Source organism: Kitasatospora sp. NPDC001095, from assembly GCF_053598615.1.
This window is the reverse complement of sequence record NZ_JBSFKQ010000025.1, coordinates 49,474-66,256: the sequence shown is the minus strand read 5'-3', so window position 1 is coordinate 66,256 and position 16,783 is coordinate 49,474. Positions and strand designations below refer to the sequence as shown.

General features: G+C 73.0%; 11 protein-coding genes. 3 read left to right on the top strand and 8 right to left on the bottom strand.

The genetic code is table 11. The annotated features are described in order from the left end of the window. Positions 1-246: 246 nt before the first annotated feature. The 3 genes from ACWDBB_RS21250 to nrdR form a co-directional block, all read right to left on the bottom strand. Positions 247-1,041: an SDR family oxidoreductase gene (locus ACWDBB_RS21250; RefSeq protein WP_449791088.1), complete on the bottom strand. Its 795-nt coding sequence runs from the start codon at positions 1,039-1,041 to the stop codon at positions 247-249. A gap of 189 nt (positions 1,042-1,230) precedes the next feature. Beyond that, positions 1,231-4,122: a vitamin B12-dependent ribonucleotide reductase gene (locus ACWDBB_RS21245; RefSeq protein WP_449791087.1), complete on the bottom strand. Its 2,892-nt coding sequence runs from the start codon at positions 4,120-4,122 to the stop codon at positions 1,231-1,233. Positions 4,123-4,321: 199 nt separating this feature from the next. Beyond that, positions 4,322-4,822 carry a transcriptional regulator NrdR gene (gene nrdR, locus ACWDBB_RS21240; protein ID WP_380695744.1) on the bottom strand — a complete coding sequence of 167 codons (501 nt, stop codon included), beginning with the start codon at positions 4,820-4,822 and terminating at the stop codon, positions 4,322-4,324. A gap of 528 nt (positions 4,823-5,350) precedes the next feature. On the opposite strand from nrdR, the gene lexA reads away from it, so the two are divergent. After that, complete coding sequence (gene lexA, locus ACWDBB_RS21235) at positions 5,351-6,046, top strand: transcriptional repressor LexA (RefSeq protein ID WP_449791116.1); 696 nt, start codon at positions 5,351-5,353, stop codon at positions 6,044-6,046. 126 nt (positions 6,047-6,172) lie between these two features. Here lexA and ACWDBB_RS21230 read toward each other — a convergent pair whose 3' ends face one another. Genes ACWDBB_RS21230 through ACWDBB_RS21210 form a run of 5 tightly spaced genes read right to left on the bottom strand, consistent with a single transcriptional unit; the run spans position 6,173 to position 13,921 of the window. Then, positions 6,173-8,296 carry an ATP-dependent DNA helicase gene (locus ACWDBB_RS21230; protein ID WP_392883655.1) on the bottom strand — a complete coding sequence of 708 codons (2,124 nt, stop codon included), beginning with the start codon at positions 8,294-8,296 and terminating at the stop codon, positions 6,173-6,175. A 12-nt stretch (positions 8,297-8,308) separates the two neighbouring features. Continuing rightward, the gene (locus ACWDBB_RS21225; protein ID WP_449791086.1) at positions 8,309-10,132 is read right to left on the bottom strand and encodes an IucA/IucC family protein; all 1,824 of its coding nucleotides are present in this window, start codon (positions 10,130-10,132) and stop codon (positions 8,309-8,311) included. Further along, positions 10,110-11,510, bottom strand: a complete 1,401-nt coding sequence (locus tag ACWDBB_RS21220; protein ID WP_449791085.1) for a lysine N(6)-hydroxylase/L-ornithine N(5)-oxygenase family protein — start codon at positions 11,508-11,510, stop codon at positions 10,110-10,112. The genes ACWDBB_RS21225 and ACWDBB_RS21220 overlap by 23 nt, the downstream gene beginning before the upstream one ends. Positions 11,511-11,519: 9 nt before the next feature. Then, positions 11,520-12,212, bottom strand: a complete 693-nt coding sequence (locus ACWDBB_RS21215) for a GNAT family N-acetyltransferase (protein ID WP_449791115.1) — start codon at positions 12,210-12,212, stop codon at positions 11,520-11,522. Further along, the gene (locus ACWDBB_RS21210) at positions 12,104-13,921 is read right to left on the bottom strand and encodes an IucA/IucC family protein (protein WP_449791084.1); all 1,818 of its coding nucleotides are present in this window, start codon (positions 13,919-13,921) and stop codon (positions 12,104-12,106) included. The genes ACWDBB_RS21215 and ACWDBB_RS21210 overlap by 109 nt, the downstream gene beginning before the upstream one ends. A gap of 419 nt (positions 13,922-14,340) precedes the next feature. Here ACWDBB_RS21210 and ACWDBB_RS21205 point away from each other — a divergent pair, with 419 nt between their 5' ends. Further along, complete coding sequence (locus ACWDBB_RS21205; RefSeq protein WP_449791083.1) at positions 14,341-15,537, top strand: trypsin-like serine peptidase; 1,197 nt, start codon at positions 14,341-14,343, stop codon at positions 15,535-15,537. A gap of 79 nt (positions 15,538-15,616) precedes the next feature. Next, positions 15,617-16,735, top strand: a complete 1,119-nt coding sequence (locus tag ACWDBB_RS21200; protein ID WP_449791082.1) for a trypsin-like serine peptidase — start codon at positions 15,617-15,619, stop codon at positions 16,733-16,735. Positions 16,736-16,783: the final 48 nt, after the last annotated feature.

Here is a 16,783-nt window from a genome sequence, read left to right as displayed (position 1 = left end):
GCGGGCGGCGGCGCGGGCAGCGGGTCGGCGACGGTCGCGGCCGCCGACAGCTGGTCGGGCGCGATACCGGACCGCCCGGCGACGCAGCGAATCGTCTTCGGGCATCTGATCGGTTCACGCTTTCGGCCGATCATATCGATTCAGACATAGGCCTCAAGCGGCCAGTTGACGGCCAGTCTCCCGCCATCACCCACCGGGCCCCTGCTGCTCGCCGCAGCCGCGAATTCTCCGCTCTCGCCCCTGCCGTCAACTCCGGTCGACGTGTGAACGGCCTCGGCGACCGCCGAACCGCCGCTCCAGCGCCTCCTCGAAGGTCCCCCGGCCCACCGCCCGGTCCGGCGTCAGGTTGCCGCCCTCCCGCAGCCCGCGGCCGACCGCTCCCGGCAGGCGCAGCGGCAGCAGCACCCGGCGCTTGCCCGCCGCCCGCAGGTAGTCCCCGGCAAGCTCCCGGTACGAACGCACCTGCGGACCGCCCACCTCCGGCGCGAAGCCGACGGGCTCCCGCCCCGCCAGGTCCACGACCGCCTCGGCCACCTCGCGGACGTCCACCGGCTGGAACGCCGCCCCGCTCACCACCGGGAAGACCGGCAGCCGCGCGGAGGCGTCGAAGACCTTCAGCACCAGGTCGTGGAACTGCGTCGCCCGCAGCACCGTCCAGCCCAAACCCGACTCCCGCACCACCCGCTCGCAGGCGAGCTTCGTCCGGTAGTACGCGATCGGCACCCGGTCGATCCCGACGATCGACACGTACACCAGGTGCCGCACCCCGGCCTCGCCGGCCCGCGCCACCAGCGTCCGGACCCCGGCCACGTCCTCCTTCTTCTGGGTGGTCGCGCAGTCCACCACCACCTCGACCCCGGCCAGCGCCCGCGCCATCCCGGCCCCGCTCACCAGGTCCCCGACCACCCACTCGACCCCGTCGCCCCCCTCCCGCACCCGCCGGCTCAACCCCCGCACCGCCACCCCGCGCGCCACCAGCAGCCGCACCACCTCCCGCCCCAACGTCCCCGTCGCCCCGGTCACCAGCACCGTCCCGGCCATCGCCCCGCCCCTCTCGTCACATGCCTTCACCCCCTACGGACCGGACACCACCCCAGGACGTGACATCGGCACGCCCGGGCACACGAAAGACACGCCCGGGCACACGAAAAAGCGGGGCGAGGACCGGGAAAGGTCCTCGCCCCGCTTCAGGGGGTCACCTCAGGAGGCGACCACCGGGGTCGGGCGCGGTCAGCTGCAGCCGCTGGTGGAGCCGCAGCCCTCGCAGAGGTAGCAGCTGCCGGCGCGGCGCATCTTGGTGCCGCAGGAGAAGCAGAGCGGGGCGTCGGCGTTGAGGCCGAGCTGGATCTCCATCAGCTCCGTGGAGTTGTGGGCCTGCTTCGGGGCCGCCTTGGGCGCCTCGACGGCCGGGGCCGGGACCACGGCCGGCCTGGCGGCGACCGGGGCGGACTGGGCGAGCGACTCGGTGTCGATCTCCTCGGCCTCCAGCGGCTCGTACGAGCCCGTCTCCAGGTGGCGCTGGCGCTCCTCGACGGAGTGGATGCCGAGCGCCGAGCGGGTCTCGAATGGCAGGAAGTCGAGCGCCAGGCGGCGGAAGATGTAGTCGACGATCGACTGCGCCATCCGCACGTCCGGGTCGTCGGTCAGACCGGCCGGCTCGAAGCGCATGTTGGTGAACTTCGAGACGTAGGTCTCCAGCGGCACGCCGTACTGGAGGCCGACCGAGACGGCGATGGAGAAGGCGTCCATCATGCCCGCGAGGGTCGAGCCCTGCTTGGACATCTTCAGGAAGACCTCGCCCAGACCGTCGTCCGGGTAGGAGTTGGCGGTCATGTAGCCCTCGGCGCCACCGACCGTGAAGGAGGTGGTGATGCCCGGACGGCCCTTGGGCAGGCGCTTGCGGACCGGGCGGTACTCGACCACCTTCTCGACCGCGGCGGCCGGGGCCTCCTCGACCTTGGCCTCGGCGGCCTCGGAGGACTTGGTCTTCGCCGAGAGCGGCTGGCCGACCTTGCAGTTGTCGCGATAGATGGCCAGGGCCTTCACCCCGAGCTTCCAGGCCTGGAAGTAGATCTCCTCGACCTCTTCCACGGTGGCGCTCTCGGGCATGTTCACGGTCTTGGAGATGGCGCCCGAGATCCACGGCTGGATCGCCGCCATCATGCGCACGTGGCCCATGGCCGAGATGACGCGCTCGCCCATCGCGCAGTCGAACACCTCGTAGTGCTCGGGCTTCAGGCCCGGCGCGTCCACCACGTTGCCGTGCTCGGCGATGTGGGCGACGACCGCCTCGATCTGCTCGTCCTGGTAGCCGAGGCGCTTGAGGGCGCGCGGGACGGTGCCGTTGACGATCTGCATCGAGCCGCCGCCGACCAGCTTCTTGAACTTGACCAGGGCCAGGTCGGGCTCGACGCCGGTGGTGTCGCAGTCCATCATCAGGCCGATGGTGCCGGTCGGGGCGAGCACCGAGGCCTGGGCGTTGCGGAAGCCGTTCTGCGCGCCGATGCGCAGCACGTCCTGCCAGGTCTTGTTGGCGGCCAGCCAGACCGGGGAGTCCAGGTCGTCCACCGAGACGGCGTCCAGCGAGGCGTCCGCGTGCTGCTTCATGACCTGCCGGTGGGCGGTCGCGTTGCGGGCGTAGCCGTCGTACGGGCCGACCACGCCGGCGAGTTCGGCGCCGCGGCGGTACGCGGTGCCGGTCATCAGCGAGGTGATGGCGCCGGCCAGGGCGCGGCCGCCCTCGCTGTCGTAGGCGTGGCCGGTGGCCATCAGCAGGGCGCCGAGGTTGGCGTAGCCGATGCCGAGCTGGCGGAAGGCGCGGGTGGTCTCGCCGATCTTCTCGGTGGGGAAGTCGGCGAAGCAGATGGAGATGTCCATCGCGGTGATGACCAGCTCGACGACCTTGGCGAAGGCCTCCGCGTCGAAGGAGTCGTCCTCGCGCAGGAACTTCATCAGGTTGAGCGAGGCGAGGTTGCAGCTGGAGTTGTCCAGGTGCATGTACTCGGAGCAGGGGTTGGACGCGTTGATGCGGCCGGACTCCGGGCAGGTGTGCCAGTGGTTGATCGTGGTGTCGTACTGGATGCCGGGGTCGGCGCAGGCCCAGGCGGCCTCGGCCATCTTGCGGAACAGCTTCTTCGCGTCGACGGTCTCGATGACCTCGCCGGTCATCCGGGCGCGCAGGCCGAATTCGGTGCCGTTCTCGACGGCGGTCATGAATTCGTCGTTGACGCGGACGGAGTTGTTGGCGTTCTGGTACTGGACGGAGGTGATGTCGTCCCCGCCGAGGTCCATGTCGAAGCCCGCGTCGCGCAGGGCGCGGATCTTCTCCTCCTCCTTCACCTTGGTCTCGATGAAGGCCTCGATGTCCGGGTGGTCGACGTCGAGGACGACCATCTTGGCCGCGCGGCGGGTGGCGCCACCGGACTTGATGGTGCCGGCCGAGGCGTCGGCGCCGCGCATGAAGGAGACCGGGCCGGAGGCGTTGCCGCCGGAGGAGAGCAGTTCCTTGGAGGAGCGGATCCGGGAGAGGTTGAGGCCTGCGCCGGAGCCGCCCTTGAAGATCATGCCCTCTTCCTTGTACCAGTCGAGGATCGACTCCATGGAGTCGTCGACGGACAGGATGAAGCAGGCGCTGACCTGCTGGGGCTGCTTGGTGCCGACGTTGAACCAGACCGGCGAGTTGAAGCTGAACACCTGGTGGAGGAGGGCGTGGGTCAGCTCGTGCTCGAAGATCTCGGCGTCGTCCTTGGAGGCGAAGTAGCCGTGCTTCTCGCCGGCGGCGCGGTAGGTGAGCACCACGCGGTCGATGATCTGCTTCAGGCTCCACTCGCGCTGCGGGGTGCCGACGGCGCCGCGGAAGTACTTGGACGTGACGATGTTGACGGCGTTGACCGACCAGAAGTCGGGGAACTCGACGCCGCGCTGCTCGAAGTTGATCGAGCCGTCGCGCCAGTTGGTCATGACGACGTCGCGCCGCTCCCAGCGGACCTCGTCGTACGGGTGCACGCCAGGAGTGGTGTAGATGCGCTCCATCCGGAGACCGCCCTTCGGGGCCTTGGCGCCCTTGGCCGCGGCCTTCTCGGACTTCGACCCGCGCGCGGAACCGCTCGTGGTGTCTGTCACTTTTCCTCCTCCTGGGCAAACGCCCGAAGTGCCCCTAAAAGTCCGGGCACTGCTGGTTCGTTCTTCCGGTGTGCGGGCAGACGGAGACCCAGCCTGCTTGCGCACGGTTTGTAGTGTTTCGTGCCCCGGTTTCGGGCACGCGTGGGCCCCGCGGGGCCGTGGTGGTGCGGAACGGGGCGGGCCGGGGGCCCGGCGCCGGCTAGGGCGCGGCGGCGGAGACGGACACGCAGGTGTCGTCCGTCTCCGGGGTGTGGGGCCGCTCGGCGCGGAGTTCCGCGATGGCGGCCTCGAAGTCTTCCAGTCCGTCGTACGCCTGGTACACGGAGGCGAAGCGCAGGTAGGCGACCACGTCGAGTTCCTTGAGCGGGCCGAGTATGGCCAGCCCCACGTCGTGGGTGGTCAGCTCGGCGTTGCCGCTGGCTCTCACGCACTCCTCGACCCGCTGGCCGAGCTGGGCCAGCGCGTCCTCGGTGACGGGACGGCCCTGGCAGGCCTTGCGGACGCCGGTGATGACCTTCTGCCGGGAGAACGGCTCGGTGACGCCGCTGCGCTTGATGACCATCAGTGCGGCCGTCTCCACCGTGGTGAAGCGGCGACCGCAGTCCGGGCACTGCCGACGGCGGCGAATGCAGCTGCCGTCCTCGGTGGTCCGGCTGTCGACAACACGGCTGTCGGAGTGCCGGCAGAAGGGGCAGTGCACCTCGGGATCCCTCCCTGGCAGAACGTTCGGACCAGTCGAGTCTATGCGATGTGCCCCCGGCCTCGGCAAGCTGATCATGCGGGGTGACCACTAGTACTGGGCACGGAGAGGACTGTAGCCACTACATCTAGGTCTCAGGGGGAGGTGGACGCCCTGGCGTGTCGGTGCCGATTAGACTGCCGAGGTCGAGTTCTGCTCGAACATTTACTCGATGTACAACAAAGCCTTGATCGAGTCAGTCAACTCCCGAATAATTCACTCGAACGTGTGTTTGGCGCAACCTTTCGATAGGAGGCGCGTTGGGCTGGAAAAGGGAGAGGACAGCCGTCGAGAGGGGCCGCCGTGAACACGATCGAAAGCAACACCATCCCGGTGCAGGAACACTCCCAGTTCAAGGTGGGGCAGCGCACCATGAATCAGCAGGGTGTGGACATCAACATGGACCGTAGCGAAGACCACCGTCTCTCCGGCGCGGCCCTTTCCGGGGCGCCCCGCGTCCCCGACCAGCCGATCGAACACTCCGCCGCCATGGACGACAGCCACTCCTCCCCCGCCCGCGCCATGCCCGGCCGCCCGCCCGGCATCCGCACCGACGAGGCCGGGCTCACCGAGCGCCAGCGCCGGGTGATCGAGGTCATCCGGGATTCCGTGCAGCGCCGCGGCTACCCGCCGTCCATGCGCGAGATCGGCCAGGCCGTCGGCCTGTCCAGCACCTCCTCGGTCGCCCACCAGCTGATGGCCCTGGAGCGCAAGGGCTTCCTCCGCCGGGACCCGCACCGTCCGCGCGCCTACGAGGTCCGTGGCGTCGAGGTGGCCCGCCCGAACACCGCCGAGACGGCCGGCCGCCCGTCCACCTCCTACGTCCCGCTGGTCGGCCGGATCGCCGCCGGCGGGCCGATCCTGGCCGAGCAGACGGTCGAGGACGTCTTCCCGCTGCCCCGCCAGTTGGTCGGCGAGGGGGAGCTGTTCGCGCTCACCGTGCGTGGCGACTCGATGATCGAGGCGGCCATCTGCGACGGCGACTGGGTCACCGTGCGCCGCCAGCCGGTCGCCGAGAACGGCGACATCGTCGCCGCGATGATCGACGGCGAGGCCACCGTCAAGCGGCTCAAGCGCGAGGACGGCCGGATCTGGCTCATGCCACACAACTCCGCGTACGAGCCGATCAACGGCGACAACGCGACCATCCTGGGCAAGGTCGTCGCGGTCCTGCGCCGCCTCTGACGTACGGCGCGCACCGCCACAGACCGCCGCACCCGGGCCGCCGTCCCCGGGGTCGCCGCACACGGGAGAGGGGCTCCACCGCGACCACGGGGAGCCCCTCCGGCGTCGTGTGCCGCGGCGGGGCCCTCAGCCCCGCTTCACCACCGGCCGCACCGGCGCCGCCGAGGCGTCGATCGCCGCCAGCGAGCGGCGCACCTGGTTGCGGTCCGTGGTGTACCAGAACTCCGGCATCGAGGACCGGAAGAAGCCCCCGTACCGCTTGGTCTCCACCCGCGGGTCCAGCACCGCGACCACGCCCCGGTCGTCGGCCGCGCGCACCAACCGGCCCGCTCCCTGCGCCATCAGCAGCGCCGCGTGCGTCGCCGCGACGGCCATGAAGCCGTTCCCGCCGCGCTGTTCGACGTCCTTCTGGCGGGCGCTCATCAGCGGGTCGTCCGGCCGGGGGAACGGGATCCGGTCCATCACCACCAGCTGGCAGGCCGAGCCGGGCACGTCCACGCCCTGCCAGAGCGAGAGCGTGCCGAACAGGCAGGTGGTCGCGTCCGAGGCGAACTCCCGGATCAACTCGCCCAGGGTGTCCTCGCCCTGGAGCAGGACGCGGTTGTCCAGTCGCTCGCGCATCGCCTCGGCGGCCGTCTGGGCGCCGCGCATCGAGGAGAACAGGCCCAGCGTCCGCCCGCCGGCCGCGCCGATCAGCTCGGCCAACTCGTCCAGCATGTCCGGCCGTTCCGGGTCCCGCCCGGGGTCGGCCAGGTGCTTGGCGACGTACAGGATGCCCTGCTTGGGGTACTTGAACGGCGAGCCGACGTCGATCCCGCGCCAGTGCGGGACGGCGTCCTCCCCGAAGCCCGGCTCGGGGTTGTCCCCGTCGGTGCGGACGTCCGGCAGCCGCGTCTCGGACGGCAGGCCGACCGAGGCGGCGACACCGTTGAAGTCCCCGCCGAGCTTGAGCGTGGCCGAGGTGAGGACGACCGAGCGCTCCTTGTACAGGCCCTCGCGCAGCAGCCCGGAGACGCTCAGCGGGGCGACCCGCAGCGAGGCGGTGCCCAGCCCGTAGCGGTCGCTGCGCTCGATCCAGACCACGTCGTACTCGGAGTCCTCCAACAGCCGCTCGGCCGTCTCGTGCAGCGCCTCGGCCGAGGCCATCGCCTGCTTGCGGACGGCGTCCTCGTCGCTGAGCCCCTTGTCCCTGGTCTCGCCGAGCGAGGTGATCACCTGCCGGGAGGCGTCCCGGATCGCGGTGACCGCGTACGCCAGGTACTCGGGCAGTTCCTCGACCCGCCCGGGCTGGGCGGTCTCCATCAGGCCGTGGTAGTTCTCGGCGGCGGCCTGGAGCGCGTCGACGGCCTTCTCGTTGGCCAGCCGCGCGGCCCGCTTCACCGCCCGGTTGACCGCGCCGACGGTCAGCTCGGCGGTGGCCGCGCCGGTGACCCGGTTGACCAGCTCGTGCGCCTCGTCCACGATCAGCAGCCCGTGCTCGGGCAGCACCGGCGCGCCCTCGATCGCGTCGATCGCGAGCATCGCGTGGTTGGTGACCACGACGTCCGCCAGCTTGGCCCGCTCCCGCGCCTTCTCCGCGAAGCACTCCTGCCCGTACGGGCAGCGGGTGGCGCCCAGGCACTCCTTGGAGGTGACCGACAGCTGGGCCCAGGCCTTGTCGGAGACGCCGGGGCTGAGGTCGTCGCGGTCCCCGGTGTCGGTCTCGTCGGCCCAGTCGCGCAGCCGCAGCACGTCCTGCCCGAGCTTCCCGGTGGGCCCGCCGAGCGCGTCCACCGGGTCGAACAGGCCCTCGCCCTCGTCGCTCGGCGTGCCCTCGTTGGCCCGGTGCAGGCACAGGTAGTTGGAGCGGCCCTTGAGCATCGCGAACAGCGGGCGGCGGCGCAGCACCGGGTGCAGCGCGTCGACGGTGCGCGGCAAGTCCCGCTCCACCAGCTGGCGTTGCAGTGCCAGGGTGGCGGTGGCGACCACCACGCGGTCGCCGTGGGCGAGCGCGGGCACCAGGTAGGCCAGGGACTTCCCGGTGCCGGTGCCGGCCTGGACGAGCAGGTGCTCGCCGTGGTCGACGGCGTCGGCGACGGCCTCGGCCATCCGGACCTGACCGGGGCGCTCCACACCGCCGACGGCCGCCACCGCGGCGTGCAGCAGTTCGGGGATCCGCGAGCGCGGGACGGCTACGGCTTCCTCGGCCTCGTCGCCGAGGTCCGCCGCCCGCTGGGATTCGGAGTCGTGGGATTCGGAGTCGTTCGTCATGACCCTCCCACCCTACGGGGCGGGGGTGACAATCCGGTTCCGTTGCCCGGGCAGTCGCACGTCCACGGCGACCAGCGCGTTGGGCACGGTCCCGTACCGGGCGGCGTGCGGGCGGTGCGGGCGGTCCTGGTAGCCGTCCAGCAGCAGCCGGTTGCGGTTGAGGCAGAGCCGGTCGATCCGGGGGCGGAACAGGTCGAACAGTTCGAAGCGCTCGCTCAGCTCGGGGAAGCGGTCCTGGTAGCGCAGCACCTCGGCGCGCAGCAGCGCCCAGAACTCGGTCTCGGGCAGTCCGGTCTGCGCCTCCAGGAGCGGGGCCAGGTAGCGGAAGACGCCGATGAACAGCCCGGAGTGGATGAACTGGCAGAGCCCCTGCGGGCTCTCCCGCAGCAGGACCTCGGCCACCTCGGCGGGCAGGCCGTGGAGTTCGGGCAGGCCCTGGGCGCTGAGGTTGACGTCGTCCACGAAGTCCTTGACCGCGAGCCGGGCGGGCGCCTCGGAGGAGTCGAAGACCACGATGGCGTTCTCGCCGTGCGGGGAGAAGACCAGCCCGTAGCGGTAGAGGAAGTGCAGCAGCGGCGGCATCATCGAGGCGAAAAGCCGGGCGGTCCACTCGGCGGGGGCGAGGCCGGAGCGGTCGATCAGCTCGGCGGCGAGCGCCCGCCCGTCGGAACCGGTCTGCAGCAGCGCGGCCAGGGTGCGGGCCCGCTCGCCCTCGGCCAGGAAGGGCCCGAGCGGCTGGCGCCAGATCGCTCCGAGCAGTTCCTTGTACTGGTACGGCGCCTCGGGCAGCTCGCGGTAGAGCGGGTGGTCGACGGTGACGGAGGCGATCTCGCCGAGCAGGATCACCCGGCACTCGTCGCGCAGGTACGGGTCGGCGTCGCGCACTCCGAGCAGCCAGGCGGTGACGGTGGGCGCGGCCAGCGTGCGCTCGACCGGCAGGCCGCGCCAGACCAGGGTGTTGAGGATGGACAGCGGCAGCTTGACCGTGCAGCGCTCGGGGTGGGCGGTGTTGAAGAAGGAGCGGATGGACTGCTGGGGCAGCCGTGGGTCCCCGTCCGAGGGCAGCGGGACGATCTCGCCGGAGGCGATCCAGGGCGCGAACAGCGGCAGGATCGTCTCGTCCCACTGCCAGGGGTGGACGGGCAGCAGCAGGTAGTCCTCGGCGTCCGGGCCGAGCGCGGCGCGCAGCGCGTCCACGTCGTCCAGCTCGCGGGCGTACAGCTGCTCGGGCCGCTCGAGTCCGGGCACACCGCGGTACTCGGCGAGCCGGCGGTGGACGGCGATCCAGGGCAGCGGGCGGGGGCTGCGGGCCTCGGGGGCCCAGCGGGCGGCGTCGGCGGAGGAGAAGCCGATCCGGCCCTTGTTGGGGACGATCCAGGGGTGGCCGGTCTGCCGGCCCTCCAGGGCGGCGTGGTCGAGGTCGGCGAGTTCGGCGGCGGTCAGCGCGGTGGCGAGCTGGCGGGCGTCGGCGGTCAGGGTGGCGGAGAGCTCGCGGATCAGGTGGCCGGTGGTCTCGCCGCGCATGCCGAGGGTCTGCCGGGCGTACGGGAGGAAGCGCAGCGGATCCAGGCCGTCGGGGCGGGAGCAGCGGACGGACTCGGGGTCGACCTGCCAGCTGTCGTAGGCGCCGCGCCGGGCGGTGAAGCGGTACTCGGCCTCGGGCAGCTCCAGCCGGTACTCGCCGGGCGCGTCCCCGGGGACGGGCCGGAGCAGCTCCTCGTAGGCGAACTCGCCCAGCATCTTGGCCAGCAGGGCGCGGCCGGCCCGCTGCCAGTGCCCGGCGGTGAGGTGCGGGGGCAGGTGGAGCGGCGGTTCAGCGGCCGACGGTTGCGGCACGGGTCAACTCCTGGGGGCGGGGGACGACGGTGGTCTGGTCGAAGGTCGCGGACGCGGCGGCCGTGACGGGCGGCGCGAAGCCGGTCCAGGCGGTGCGGCCGGGCAGCCGGTGGACGGTGCGCCCGGTGACGGCGTTGAGGATCACGGCGGCCCGGTGGGCGCCGAGTCCGAGGTCGGGGGTGCCGACGCCGTGGGTGTGCAGTTCGGCGTTCTGGACGTACAGCCCGCCGGTGAGTTCGGGCCGGGTGGCGACCCGGTGGTCCAGGTCGACCCGGTAGCGCCCGGCCTCGTCCCAGTCGATCAGTTCGGCGAGCGGTTCGAGGGCGGCCGGGCGGGCCGCCCGGTAGCCGGTGGCGAGCACCACGGCGTCGGTGCGCAGCAGGTGTTCGGCGCCGGAGTCGGAGTGTCGGCAGTGCAGTTCGAGGCCGCCGCAGGGGCCGGGGCGGGCGGCGGTGACGGCGGTGCCGGGGGTGATCTCGACCTGGGCGGTGTCGATCGGGCGGCCGATGGTGCGCTCGTAGAGGTGGTCGTGGATCTCGGCGAGGGTCTCGGCGCTGGCGGCCTTGTGCAGCTGCCACTGGGCGGCGACCAGCGCGTCCCGGACGGGTGCGGACAGGCCGTGGAAGTAGCGGGTGTAGTCGGGGGTGAAGTGTTCCAGGCCGAGTTTGGAGTACTCCATGGGGGCGAGCGCCCTGGTGCGGGTGAGCCAGCGCAGCCGGACGCCGTCGCCCTCGTGGTGCCGGAGCAGGTCGAGGAAGACCTCGGCACCGGACTGTCCGCTGCCGACCACGGTGATGTCCCGGGTGCCGGCCAGGTCGGCGCGGCGGTCCAGGTACTCCGCGGAGTGGAAGGCCCGGGGGTGGCCGGCCAGCGCGGCGAAGGCCTCGGGCAGGACCGGCCGGGTGCCGACGCCGAGGGCGAGGTTGCGGGCCCTGGCCTCGGAGCGCCGGCCGGTGGCGGTGTCGGTCAGCTCGACGCGGTACCAGGGGGCATCCCAGCGCAGTGCGGTGACCTCGGTGCCGAAGCGGCAGTTGGCGAGCCGCTCGGCGGCCCAGCGGCAGTAGTGGTCGTACTCGCGGCGCGGCAGCTGGAAGCGCTCGGCGAAGTAGAACGGGAACAGCCGGTCCTGGTCGCGCAGGTAGTTGAGGAAGGACCACGGGCTGGTCGGGTCGACCAGGGAGACCAGGTCGGCGAGGAACGGCACCTGCATCCGGGCTCCGTCCACCAGCATCCCGTGGTGCCAGCGGAACTCCGGGCGCTGGTCGCAGAAGAGCGTGCGCAGGCCGGGGACGGGCTCGGCGAGTGCGGCGAGCGAGAGGTTGAACGGACCGATGCCGACGCCGAGCAGGTCGTACGGAGGGTGTGTCGTGGTGTCCACAGGGTTGTCCTAGGCGGGGAGTTGGGCCTGCGCGACGGGCCCGTCGGCCCGGTCGCGGACCATCAGGGCGGCGCGCTTGTCGGGCAGGTCGAGTTCGGCGACGGCCCGGAATCCGGCTCGTTCGAAGGCCCGGACGGACCGCCGGTTGCGGACGTCCGGCTCGGCCACCACCCGTTCGCAGCGCGGGTTCCGGAGCAGAATCAATTCTGCAAAAGCGGCCAGGAGGACGGCGCCGAGCCCGCGGCCACGGCTGGCGGCGGGACCGAGCAGCAGGTGCACGCCGGTGTCGTGCGGCCGGGCCGGGTAGTGCGCGGCGAGCGGGTCGAGGTCGGCGCGGTAGACCTCCCAGTAGCTCAGCGGCTCGCCGTCGAGCAGGCCGAGGCACGGGGTGCTGCGGCCGTCGCCCTCCAGCTGGGCCCGGACGTGCCGTTCGGTGACCTCCGGCGGCCCGGCGAGTTCCCAGAAGGCGTCGACCTCGGGGTCGTTCATCCACCCGGCGAGCAGTGCCAGGTCGGCGGGCAGCCGGACCGGGCCGAGCCGGAACTCGCCGGCCGGGGTGGGGACGGAGCCCCACCCGGGCGGGTCGCAGAGCATCAGGCGCCCGCCACCGGGTTGGGGATGTCCACGTACACGGACTGGCTGGCGACCGGGCCGACCAGCTCGTCCATGCCGTTGATCCGGGTGAGCAGGTTGGCCTTGCAGGGCAGGGTGGGCGCGTCCAGCAGCAGCGCGGGCAGCGCCGAGCCGGTGGCGGCGGCCCGCGGGCCGGCCAGGAACCGGCGCAGCGCGGCCAGCAGCACCGTCTCGTCGGCGAGCCGCTGGGAGCCGAAGGCGCCGATCAGGCCGAGCACGTGGTTGATGCCGAGGTAGTAGGCGAAGTGGTGGTCGATCACCTCGTCCGGCAGGAAGGTGTCGCTGTCCGTGCCGAGCCCGGGCAGCCGGGCGGCGAGCCTGGCGGTGGCGCTCTCCCGGTAGTAGTAGCCCTGGTTGTCGCGGTAGCGGCCGCCGCGCGGCCAGCCCGCGGCGTCCAGCAGCACGAGGCTGTTCTGCTGGTGCGCCTCCAGGGCGATGCCGCCCCGGCCGTCCAGCCAGAGGATGGGCAGCACGACCGCGTCCAGGTAGCGCAGGAACCATTCGGCGGCGACGGTCGGCAGCGGGCGGGCGAAGCGGGCTGCGAGCGCCCGCAGGGTGTCGCCGAGCCGGGAGGGCACGGTGTCGCCGGTGCCCAGCGGCTGTTCGGCGACCAGTCCGGCGACGCAAAGCGCGCGCTCGGCGGGCGCGAAGGGCTGGGCGCGCAGCACGGTGTCCAGGCCGCCCGGGTCGCCGAGGTCGGGGTGGTCGACGCCGATCCAGGCCGGGTCGCGGACGATGTCGAAGCCGGGGTGGGCGGCCCGCCACTCGGCGGCCAGTCCGCTCTCCAGCAGCCGGTGCATCTCCAGGCCGCGGTGGAGTTCCTTGCGCAGGTTCTCCCGGCGGGAGTTGGTGATCCGCAGGCCGAGCGAGAGCTTGAGCATCCACGGGCTACCGGGCCGGTAGACGGTGCGCACCGAGGAGGTGGGGTACCAGGGCTCGCCGGCCGGGCCGAGGTCGTGCAGCAGCCCGTCGGCGAGCAGTGCGGCGACGGCCGGGCGGTGGGCGAGTTCGCGGGCCTGCCAGGGGTGCAGCGGGACGGCGGCGGTGCCGGGCGGCAGCGCCGTGCCGCCGTCGAGGAGGCCGGCGGTGAGCTGTTCGGCGCTCTCGGCGACGGCGGAGCCGGCCGCGAGCAGCTCGCGGTCCACGGCGTACCAGTGCAGTTGGAAGGAGCCGTGCAGTTCGGGCGAGTAGGCGGCGCTCTGGGCGGGGCCGAGGCCGTCGCGGCTCTTCGGCGTGGGGTGCAGCGGGTGGCCGAGCAGCAGGGACTGCTCGGCGGCGAGAAAGCGGGAGCGCTCGGGGCCGCCGGGGGTGGCGGCGGTGCGGCGGTGGGCGAGGATCTCGGCGGTGCGCACGACCGAGTCGGCGACCCTGGCGGCCAGGTCGGCGACCTGCCCGGGGTCGGGCCGTTCGGCGGCCGCGGCGGCGAGCAGCGCGGCGGTGGTGACGGCGTCCACCGGGGCTTCGGCGACGTCGCCCGCCGCGGTGGCCTCCCCGACCGCGAGGGTGGCGGGCCCGAAGCGGTGCCAGCCGCCGGGCGACCAGTAGCGAACGGGGGCGGTGAGCCGGGCGGCCCCGCCGAGGACGCCGATCCGCAGCCTGCCGTCCGGTCCGGGCCGGGCTCCGGTCTCGCGCGTCCAGCAGCGCAGCAGGGCCTCCAGTCCCGCCTGTTCGGCGGCGACGGCCGGGTCGGGGTGCAGCAGCAGGTCGTGCTCGGGGTCCGCCCGCTCCACAGCGGGCGGCGGTACGGGCGGGGCTCCGGTGAGGGCGGCGGTGCTCAAGGCTGCTCCTTGGGGCGCGTGGGGGTGCGGACGCGCACTGTGGTGGAGGGGATCGGCGGGCACCCGCACCGTCGCGTCAGGTAAGGGTTACCTATCCATGACGGGTGATCACAAGGACGGCTCACTCGTCCGGGTGAGAATCGGCGATTGTCCACCTCCGGGGCCGATCGCCCTGCTGGGCCGGTGCGCCGGCCGAGCCCGGGTCACGGATCGGTGACCTCCGGCCCGCGCCGCAACCCGGGGGGCGGGCACCGCCGTCCTCGTCTGCGATGGAAGACTCCAGGACGGCGGAGCGCCGCACCGCGAACCGGCCGGGCCCGTACCGCTCCGGTCCGAAGCCGCCGGCCCGGCACCGTCAGGGGGCCCGGCACCGCCCGGCACCCGGCACCGATCGAACGAGCACAGGGGGAAGCGCACAGATGCCCACGATCCACCGGTCAGCCCTGGCCGCCGCCCTGGCCGCGGGCACACTGCTCGCCGTGACCGCCTGCGGGCCGGACGGCCCGGCGGGCGGCGGCGGGACCGCCGCCGCGGCACCGCCCTCCTCCTCCACGACCCCGGCCGCGGGCTCGGGCGGGGTGATCGGCGGGATCACCCTCCCGTCCGGGATCCCGACCAGCCTGCTGGAGGGACTGCCCAGGAGCTGGGACGACCTGAAGAAGTGGAAGTACGAGGACTGGGACAAGTGGGCGTCCAAGCACGTCTTCAACAACCCGGTGGTGAAGGACTTCTGGGACCCGGACAAGATGGGCGACTCCAAGCCCGCCGACCCGGCGCCGCCCGCCGCCAAGCCCGCCCCGGCCACGCCCGCGCCGGCCACCGACGACGGCGTGACCGACCCCGAGCCCGCGCTGGTCAAGGCCGTGGCGATGCCCCGCCCGTACACGAAGCAGCCCTCCGGCAAGGTGTTCTTCTCCGCCCAGGGCGGCCGCGGCAACTGCTCGGCGACGGTGATCGCCGACCCGCAGCACCCGGGCAAGAGCAACCTGGTCTGGACGGCCGGCCACTGCGTGCACGAGGGCAAGGGCGGGAACTTCTACAAGGACCTGGTCTTCGTGCCCGCCTACAACAACTCGGGTGCCTCCAGCGGCGGCAAGCGCGCCCCGCTGTCCGAGCTGGCCCCGCTCGGCACCTGGTGGGCCGACCAGGTCACCACCTCGCCGCAGTGGATGGTCGAGGGCGGCGGCAGCGGCGACGCCGCCAACCAGTACGACTTCGCGGTCATGCGCGTGCGCAACCAGAACGACACCGGCAAGTCCCTGGAGGAGACGGTCGGTTCGGCCGTCCCGGTCTGGTTCGACGCCCCGCGCGACCAGCTCAAGGTCGCGGCCGTCGGCTACCCGCTGATGAAGCCGTTCGACGGCCAGGAGCTGTACAGGTGCGAAGGCGGCAAGCCCACCCGGCTCTCCTTCGACGCCAAGCGCCCGACCATGCTGACCATCGGCTGCAACATGACCCAGGGCGCCAGCGGCGGCGGCTGGTTCGCCACCATGCCGGACGGCAGGACCGCCCTGGTCAGCAACACCTCGATCGGCACCCAGGAGCACACCTCGCTGAGCGGCCCGTACCTGGAGGCGGTCGCCCGGCAGGCGCTGGACTGGATCTCCAAGAAGTGACCGGCCACCCGGGACGCGGCAGCGGCCGCCACCGGGGGCGGTGACGGAACCACCAGCACAGCACGGGGGGCGAGCCAGCATGCCGAGAACCACCAGCCGCGGGCGCCGGGCCGCGACGGCCGGCGCCGCGCTGCTCGCCGCGCTCGCGCTGGGCGCGGCCGGGTGCGGCCCGGAGGGCCCCGCCCGGCCCCCCACCGCGCCGCTCGCCCTGCCGAGGTCCGCGCCCACCAGCACCGGCGACCTGAGCGGCTGGAAGGTGGAGGACTGGGCCCGCTACGTCGCGGACAGCGCCTTCGCCGACGACCCGGCGCCCCGCCCCTGGACGGCGGCCCGGATGGACGCCGCCAGGCCCCGGCCCACCCCGGAGTACTCCCTGACCGCCCCCGCCGCGCCCGGCGTCGAGCGGGACGCCCCGCCCGCCGCCGTCCCGGCCGCGCCGCAGCCGCACCCGTACGGCCCGGCCGGCTCGGTGGTCGGCCGGCTCTTCATGACCACGCCGCAGGGTGACGCGACCTGTTCCGCCACCGTGGTCTCCGACCCGGTCAACCCCGGCCGCAGCAACCTCGTGTACACCGCCGCGCACTGCCTGCACGACGGCAAGGGCGGCGGCTGGCTGCGGAACCTGGTCTTCGTGCCGGGCTACAACCGGGACGGCCTGCTGGTCCACGGCAAGCCGAACCCCGACCAGCGGGCCGCCCCGTACGGCCGGTGGACGGCGGTGCGCGCGCTGGTCTCGCCGACCTGGCTCCAGGAGGGCGGCGTCGGCGCCCGCGACCAGTACGACTACGGCGTCCTGCGGGTGAGCGGCGAGGACGGCTCCGGCAGGTCCCTGGAAGAGGCGGTCGGCGGGGCGGTGCCGATCTGGTTCAACGCCCCGCGCGAGCAGATCACCGCGGCCGCCGCCTACGGCTATCCGGCCGAGCGGCCGTTCGACGGGCTGGAGCTCGCGCACTGCGACTCCCCGGTCGCGCCCGGGCGGCTGTCCTTCGACCGGACCCGGCCGCCGATGTACGTGATCGGCTGCACCATGACGGCCGGCGCCGCCGGCGGCGGCTGGTTCGTCACCAGGGACGGCAAGCCCAACCTGATCAGCGTCGGCGCGGTCGGCGACCGCAACCCGGCCGGCTACCAGGCCGGCCCCTCCCTGCAGGACCAGGCGAAGCAGGCCTTCGACTACTTCGCCAAGAACGTCAGGTGAGACCCGGCCGGCCCGGGCACGCGCGGGTCCCCGGGACGAACACCGTCC

Excerpts from the sequence above, each read along its gene's own strand:
- ACWDBB_RS21230 (WP_392883655.1), bottom strand. The coding sequence starts at position 8,296 with ATGACGAACGACTCCGAATCCCACGACTCCGAATCCCAGCGGGCGGCG.
- ACWDBB_RS21205 (WP_449791083.1), top strand. The coding sequence starts at position 14,341 with ATGCCCACGATCCACCGGTCAGCCCTGGCCGCCGCCCTGGCCGCGGGC.
- ACWDBB_RS21250 (WP_449791088.1), bottom strand. The coding sequence starts at position 1,041 with ATGGCCGGGACGGTGCTGGTGACCGGGGCGACGGGGACGTTGGGGCGG.
- lexA (WP_449791116.1), top strand. The coding sequence starts at position 5,351 with ATGGACGACAGCCACTCCTCCCCCGCCCGCGCCATGCCCGGCCGCCCG.
- ACWDBB_RS21200 (WP_449791082.1), top strand. The coding sequence starts at position 15,617 with ATGCCGAGAACCACCAGCCGCGGGCGCCGGGCCGCGACGGCCGGCGCC.